Raw genomic sequence first — 7,064 nt, 5'->3', positions numbered from 1 at the left:
CAGCGATTGCAGCGTCTTAAGGTCGAGGCTCGCGAACACGGGCTTGAGCAAGTCGGCGATCTGCGGATGCGCTTTCAGCGCGGCTTCGCGAATCACCGGCGCCGGCGCGTAGACGGGCTGCACGTGCTTGTCGTCGTCGAGCACCGCGAGGCCGCTCGATGCGATGCCGCCGTCGGTGCCGTAGACCATCGCGGCGTTCACGCCGTCGGTCTGGTTCGCGGCGGCCTTGATCGTCGCGGCCGTGTCGCCGCCGGACAGCACGACGAGCTGCTCGGGCTTCAGCTTGAAGCCGTACGCTTTCTCGAACGACGGCAGCGCGGACGCGCTGTTCACGAATTCGGCCGAGGCCGCGAGCTTCACCTTGCCGCCGCCGGCCACCCACTTGCCGAAATCGGAGAAGGTCTTCAGGTGCTGCGACTGCGCGACGGGCGCGAGCAGCGCGACGCCCCACGTGTTGTTCGCGGGCGCCGGGGCGAGCCACACGAGATGGTTCGCCGCGTAGTCGAGTTTCTTCGCGGTGTCGTAGCCCTGGCTCGCGTTCTTCCACACCGGGTCGTCGGCCTTGTTGAAGAAGAATGCGGCGTTGCCCGTGTATTCGGGGTAGACGTCGATCTCGCCGCTCGTGAGCGCCTTGCGCACGATCGGCGTCGTGCCGAGCGCGATCTTTTCGGTGACGGGAATGCCGTGGGCCTTCAGCACCTGTGAAATGAGGTTGCCGAGCAGGTTGCCTTCGGTGTCGATCTTCGACGACACCACGACGGGCGTGTCGGCGTGTGCGCCGGGCGCCACGATGGCGGCGGCGAACGCGAGGCCCAGGATCCGGGCGGGCAGGGCGAGCTTCATCGGGGCCAATCTCCAGGACGGGGGCGTACGCCGAAAGTTACTTGACTGAGCCGGCTTTGGCAAACCGCGTGCGGCGGCGTGTCCACAGCCGGTGTGGGGATAACCCGCATCCGTCATGCGGGCTTGTTACACTGAAATTCGTTCCCCGCCTGCGGACATTTGCTGACATGAAGCCCGAGCTGCTGGTCCTCATCGCACTGCGCGGCGACGCGCATCGCGAGATCGCCGCGTCGTTCGACGTGCGTTATGCCCCGACGCCCGATGCGCGCGAACGCGCGATCGCCGAGCACGGCGGCACGATTCGCGCGGTGCTGACCAACGGCAGCACGGGGCTGACCGCCGCCGAGATCGACCGGCTGCCGCAACTCACGTTCGTCAGCGCGCTCGGCGCGGGCTACGAGCACATCGACGTCGCGCACGCGAAGGCGCGCGGCATCACCGTGGTCACGGGCGCCGGCACCAACGACGATTGCGTCGCCGATCATGCGTTCGCGCTGCTGCTCGCGGCGGTGCGCAACGTCGTGCAGCTCGATGCGAAGACCCGCGCGGGCGTGTGGCGCGACGGGCTGTCGATGCCGCCGAACGTGTCGGGCAAGAAGCTTGGGATCGTCGGGCTCGGCAAGATCGGCGAGAAGTGCGCGCGCCGCGCGGCCGGCTTCGACATCGAGATCGGTTATCACAACCGCTCGGAGAAGCCCGTGCCGTACCGCTATTTCGACCGGGTCGACACGCTCGCGCAGTGGGCCGATTTCCTGATCGTCGCGACGCCGGGCGGCGCGGGCACGCGGCACCTGATCGATCGCACCGTGCTCGATGCGCTCGGCCCGGGCGGCTTTCTCGTCAACGTGTCGCGCGGCAGTGTTGTCGATACCGCTGCTTTGGCAGACGCGCTGCGCGAAGAGCGCATCGCGGGCGCGGGGCTCGACGTGTACGAAGGGGAACCGGAGCCGCCGCGTGCGCTGACCGATCTCGACAGCGTCGTGCTCACGCCGCACATGGGCGGCTGGTCGCCCGAGGCGCTCGATCGCTCGGTGCGGCAATTTCTCGACAACGCGGCGCGGCATTTCACGGGGCAGCCGGTGTTGACGCCGGTGTGAGCGCCGGGCGGCGGCGTCGAATCAGTCCGCCTGCTTGCAGAATGCCCAGTAGAAATCCGGCAGGTTCGCCGGCTTGGCGGCATCGAGGTCGATCCAGCCGAACTGGTGGTGCTCGTCGCTCAGCACGATTTCACGGCGATCGACCTCGCACCGGAAGCATACGATCAGTACGCGCTTGCCCGGCACGACCTCGCACGAACGGCTGCCCACGTAGCGGATCGCCGATGCGACGATTCCGCATTCTTCCTGCACTTCGCGGATGACGGCGTCTTCGAGCGATTCGCCCGCTTCGGGCCAGCCGCCTGGTAGCTCCCACTCGTCGCGGGGATTGCGCAGGAACAGGACGGAACGGCCGTCGCGGACGATGGCTTTGGCGCTGACGGGAATCATCGGGGCTCACCGTAGGCATTCGATTGCCGCAGCCTAGCGCAGGTGCTCCCTTCGTGCAGCGATCCCCCGCCCACATCGACTGGCATGCAGGCGGGGGGCGGCGCCGCCGCTACGACGGCCGCCGGCGCACGACTACGCGCCCGTCGACGGCGAAGCCAGCGGCACCGTCACCGACGTGCCGGCCGGATCGAGCGTCAGCCCGGTGCCGGGCGTCGGCCGCAGCGTCGCCTCGTAGTCGCTGGAGAGGACGACGAGCCCGAGCCGGTGGCCGGCTTCCAGCTTGTAGTCGCGCGGCATGAAGGTCAGCTTCAGGTCGTACGGCATGCCGGGCAGCACCGGTTGCGACACCCACTCGGACAGCCGGTTGCGCGGGTCGGTCCATGCGCGCGTGACGATCGTCGCCGTGCCGTCCGGCGCGCGGTCGACCAGCAAGGCCGTCACGTTCGCGACGCCCGTGAAGGTCAGCCTGACGCGTGCGGTCGCGGCGCCGGACAGGCGTGCCGCGGCCGTCAGCGGGGCCGTCTCGAAGCGGCTGCGGTTTTCGCCGGTCGGCGTGTTCGCCAGCGTGAGCGCCGGAATGCGCGCATCGTCGGTGAAGCGCGCGAGCGGGCCGCCGCTCGGCAGCCGCAGCAGCGTGCCGGTGCTCGCGCCGTCGCCGCCCGCGAAGTACGTGACCGGCGTCGCGTGGCGCGCGGCCCAGTCCGCTTCCTTCAGCAGCGTGCCGTCCGCCTGCGCGACCACCGCGCGCGGATCGTGCTCGACGCCGTTGTCGAAGCCGATCAGGTAGCGCGTGAACCAGCGGTTCACCTCCGCGGTCCACGCGTCGGCCATTCCCGGCACGCGGGTCGGATCGGTGTGCTTCAGCCGATGCAGCCACAGCTGGGTCGGCACGCCCTGACGTCGCATCGCCAGATACCACGACGTCGACTGGTCGACGCGCACGTTGTCGTCGGTGAGACCCTGCGCGACGAGCGCCGGCGCGACCGCGAACGCGGTCGGGATGTCGCGCGCGGCCCAGAACGGCGAATAGTCGCCGGTCTTGCGGTCTTCCTGCTGCAGCGCTTCGTCGATCAGGTGCGTGCAGCGCTCCGGATGCGCGTTGGTCAGCAGCGCCTTGATGTACACGTCGACATCCTCGCCCTGATAGCCTTCCGGCGCACGCACGAGGCCGCCCGAGCGGTAGTAGCCGTACATGTTCGACAGCCCGGCGATCGGCACGATCGCGTCGAGCCCGCGCGTGCGCAGGCTCGCGACCATCTTCGGCAGCGTGCCGTCGTACGACACGCCGTACATGCCGACGTGGCCGGTCGACCAGTTGGCGACGACCGTCTTGCCGTTCGCGTCCTTCGCGGTCGCGTCGCGCCCGAGCCAGCGGATCACCGACGCCATCGCCACCGATTCGTCGCGCGTCAGGATCGTCGGGCAGCCGTCCGAGCCGGCGGTGCCGAGCGAATCCGCGTAGACGATCGTGAAGCCGCGCGGCACGAAGTAGCTTTCGATCCACGAGCGGCCGGCGGCGGCCGCCTCGACCTGCTGCAGCATCCGCGATTGCGGCGCGGCGGCCAGGATGCGGGTGGATGCCGATGCCGCGGCACCGGCGGTCGCGGCCGGATGCGGCGTGCCGTCGAGTTCGACGTCGACGTCGTGGTCGGGACTGTCGGCGAGCCCCGCGTAATACGGGCTCGCGAGCACGATGACGGGGGTGCGCGCGCCGTTTGCAGTTTCGGACGGCCGCACGATGCGCACGTGGATGCGGTCGCGCGTGCCGTCGCCGTCGGAATCGACCGGCGTGTCGACCCACGCGTTTTCCTCGATCGTGCCGCCCGACAGCGATGGCTGCACCTGGCCGTTGCTGATCACCGGCTTGTAGCGTCCGCTGCTGGCCGGATTCGCGTACGGCACGCCCGACGGCGAAAAGCGCGACGCGAGCGATGGCGCACCGGCTGTATCGGCCGCGGCGGCGGCTCCCTCCTGTTGGCCCTGCGCGAGCGCTGACACGCCCGCCACGCTGCCGCCGTCGTCGCCGCCGCACGCGGCGAGCGTCGCGGCCGCCACGAGCGCGGGCAGCCATGCGCGCCGCACTCCGGTTCGATGAATGTTCATTGAATCGACCTCGTCTCTTGTGTTTGTCTGGAACCGGCCGGCTCGCGATACGCCCCCTGCGGCCTGGCCGGGTGCTGCGTCGGATGAAGCGGAACTGCACCATCAAAAACGGCGGGCGAGATGGATGAGCGTCTCGCCCGGTGCCGGCGCGCGTCAGGCGGCGTGCATCCGGCCGGCGTCGAGGCGAGTGATCGCCCCGAACGGAAATCGTCAGTGCGGCGGTTCGCTGCGAATGCAGGACTGCGAATCAAATGCGGGCATGCCCGGGCTTCCTTCAGGTTTCGGATGAAACGGAACGGCGCGATGCGATGAGGCGGGAATGTTGCGAACGGCGGTGCTGCAACGGCAGGAAAGCGCGACGCGAGTCGGCACGCTGGCCGGATTGCTTTCCGGAAGCTTGCGCAAAAGTTATCTCAGTGAAATGTCCGTGTCAAACTTTTTTAGTTCGAGTCAAACAAAGTTTCGACGCGTGTGTGACATGCGCGCTCAACTTCCCGGCAATCCGTCCGTAAACAATGAAAAACACGCTTAAAACGAGAGAGAGGGCAATGACGATTACGGTCACGGCGGCGGGCGGCCTTACGCTCGCACAAATGGCACAGGCGGCGCTCGACGGGCGCCAGACGACGGACACGACGGCGTCCGGCGCACCGCAAGACGAACCGATCAGAATCCGGGCAATCGATCCGCAAGCGCAGCAGGCGGCGATGACGAAACAATTGTCGATGGTGGGCGACCTGTCGATGAAGCTGCGCGGCGTGACCGACGCGCTTGCGACGAGCCTGCAGGACATCGTCGCGAAGCGCCCGGATCTGGCCGATGCGCAGTTCGACTTCGCGACCGACGCCGGCCGGATCAAGGTCGTGTCGAAGACGATGACGGACAGCGATCGCGCATGGATCGAGTCGACGCTGAATTCGAACGCCGGCCTCGTGCTCGCGACGCGCGATTTTCACGAGCAGGCCGTCGATATCGCCGCGCAGGGTGCGGCCGTGCGAGGCGACACGTTCACGGACAGCGATCGCGCGGCGGCGAGCCAGGCCGCCGACACGCGCTTTCACTTCATGAGCCTGCTCAACCGGTCGGTCGCGGAGAACCCGCCGCCCGTGGCGCCCGGCGGGCACTTCACCACGCAGGACGGCACGACGCTGACGATCGAGCCGTCGGCCGGCACCGCGCGCGGCACGCTCGCGTTGCTGGACGCCGCGCGCCAGCTATCGTCGGGCGCGGCGATCTTCGTCGATTCATCCGGCAACAAGTCCTACGGCATGCGCACGGAACTCGTCAACGTCGGCTTCGACGTGCTCGCCGGCTACACGCCGGACGGCGGCAACAGCGTCGGCTTCCACGAGATCGCGTAACGCCGCGCCATTCGTGCCAATCGCGCCGATTGCGCCTACTCGTCGCGCAGCGCCTCGGCCGGGCGCACCCGCGCGGCGCGCCAGCTCGGGTACAGCGTCGCGACGCACGACATCAGGAACGCGGCCGACGCGATCTCGATCACGTCGAGCGCCGACAGCTTCGACGGCAGTGCGCTGAGGAAATACACGGACGGCGTCAGGAAGCGGATGCCGAGCAACTGCTCGACCGCCGGCAGCACCACCGGGATGCTCACCGCGATCGCGCAGCCGAGCGCAACGCCCGCCAGCGTGCCGGCGAGGCCGATCGTCATCCCCTGGATCGCGAAGATCTTCATGATCGAGCGGGGCGGCGCGCCGAGCGTGCGCAGGATCGCGATGTCGCCCTGCTTCTGCGTGACCGTCATCACGAGCGACGACACGAGGTTGAACGCGGCGACCGCGACGATCAGCATCAGGATCAGCGACAGCATCCGTTTCTGCAGCCGCTCGGCTTCGAACCACGTGCGGTTCTGCCGCGTCCAGTCGCGCAGGTACAGATTGCCCGACAGCGTGCGCGACAGCGCCAGCGCGATTTCCGGCGCGCGCTGCAGATCGTCGATGCGCAGCCGGATGCCGGTCGGCGCGTTCACGTTGGACAGTTGCTGTGCGTCGCGGATATGGATGTACGCGAGCGCGCTGTCGTACTGGTAGTGGCCCGACTCGAACGTACCGACCACGTTGAACTGGCGGAACCGCGGCAGCGCGTCGCCCAAGCGCGCGGTGTTGCCGGGCGCGAAGAACGTGATGCGGTCGCCGATCTTCACGTGCAGCGTATCGGCGAGCGCGGCGCCGAGCACGATGCCCATCTCGCCCGGCACGAGCGCGTCGAGGCGTCCGGTCTTCAGCTTGCGCGCGATCTCGGACACGCGCGGCTCGAGCACGGGATCGATGCCGCGCAACGCGACGCCCGTCACATTGCCCGCGTTCGTCAGCAGCGCCTGTGCGTCGACATAGGGCGCGACGGCACGCACCGCCGCATTCTGTAACGATTCGTGCGCGGTCAGCCGCCAGTCGGGCATCGCGCCGGACGGCGAGAAGATTTCCACGTGCGCGAGCACCGACAGCATCCGGTCGCGCACCTCGGTGCGAAAGCCGTTCATCACCGACAGCACGACGATCAGCGCGGCCACGCCGAGCGCGATGCCGGCCATCGCGGCGCCGGCGATGAACGACACGAAGCCGTCGCCGGCCGAGCGCCGGCCGCCGCGCGCGTAGCGCAGCCCGATCTGCC

6 protein-coding genes are annotated in these 7,064 nt (G+C 68.7%); 2 read left to right on the top strand and 4 right to left on the bottom strand.

The genetic code is table 11. From position 1 onward, the window contains the following. Nucleotides 1-843: ABC transporter substrate-binding protein (locus tag JMF90_RS16860; protein ID WP_201325245.1), on the bottom strand; the 843-nt coding region annotated here is incomplete at its 3' end. A 167-nt stretch (nt 844-1,010) separates the two neighbouring features. Between JMF90_RS16860 and JMF90_RS16855 the strand changes: the two genes are divergently transcribed. Then, the gene (locus JMF90_RS16855) at nt 1,011-1,940 is read left to right on the top strand and encodes a 2-hydroxyacid dehydrogenase (protein WP_011547044.1); all 930 of its coding nucleotides are present in this window, start codon (nt 1,011-1,013) and stop codon (nt 1,938-1,940) included. A gap of 21 nt (nt 1,941-1,961) precedes the next feature. On the opposite strand, the gene JMF90_RS16850 is transcribed toward JMF90_RS16855, so the two are convergent. Together JMF90_RS16850 and JMF90_RS16845 are read right to left on the bottom strand one after the other, a co-directional pair. After that, nucleotides 1,962-2,330, bottom strand: coding sequence for an NUDIX domain-containing protein (locus JMF90_RS16850; RefSeq protein ID WP_011547045.1), 369 nt, complete (start codon nt 2,328-2,330; stop codon nt 1,962-1,964). 132 nt (nt 2,331-2,462) lie between these two features. After that, complete coding sequence (locus tag JMF90_RS16845; RefSeq protein WP_011694830.1) at nt 2,463-4,433, bottom strand: Xaa-Pro dipeptidyl-peptidase; 1,971 nt, start codon at nt 4,431-4,433, stop codon at nt 2,463-2,465. Nucleotides 4,434-4,981: 548 nt separating this feature from the next. Between JMF90_RS16845 and JMF90_RS16840 the strand changes: the two genes are divergently transcribed. Beyond that, nucleotides 4,982-5,794 (top strand): hypothetical protein, encoded by an 813-nt coding sequence (locus tag JMF90_RS16840; protein ID WP_227745924.1) that lies wholly within the window; start codon nt 4,982-4,984, stop codon nt 5,792-5,794. Nucleotides 5,795-5,829: 35 nt separating this feature from the next. On the opposite strand, the gene JMF90_RS16835 is transcribed toward JMF90_RS16840, so the two are convergent. Continuing rightward, nucleotides 5,830-7,064, bottom strand: a 1,235-nt coding sequence (locus JMF90_RS16835; RefSeq protein ID WP_201325244.1) for a lipoprotein-releasing ABC transporter permease subunit, incomplete at its 5' end; no start/stop codon positions are given.

The organism is Burkholderia sp. E168m23, from assembly GCF_016586125.1.
Lineage (GTDB): Bacteria > Pseudomonadota > Gammaproteobacteria > Burkholderiales > Burkholderiaceae > Burkholderia > Burkholderia orbicola.
The sequence above is the reverse complement of the archived record's forward strand: the minus strand, read 5'-3'. Positions and strand labels throughout refer to the sequence as shown.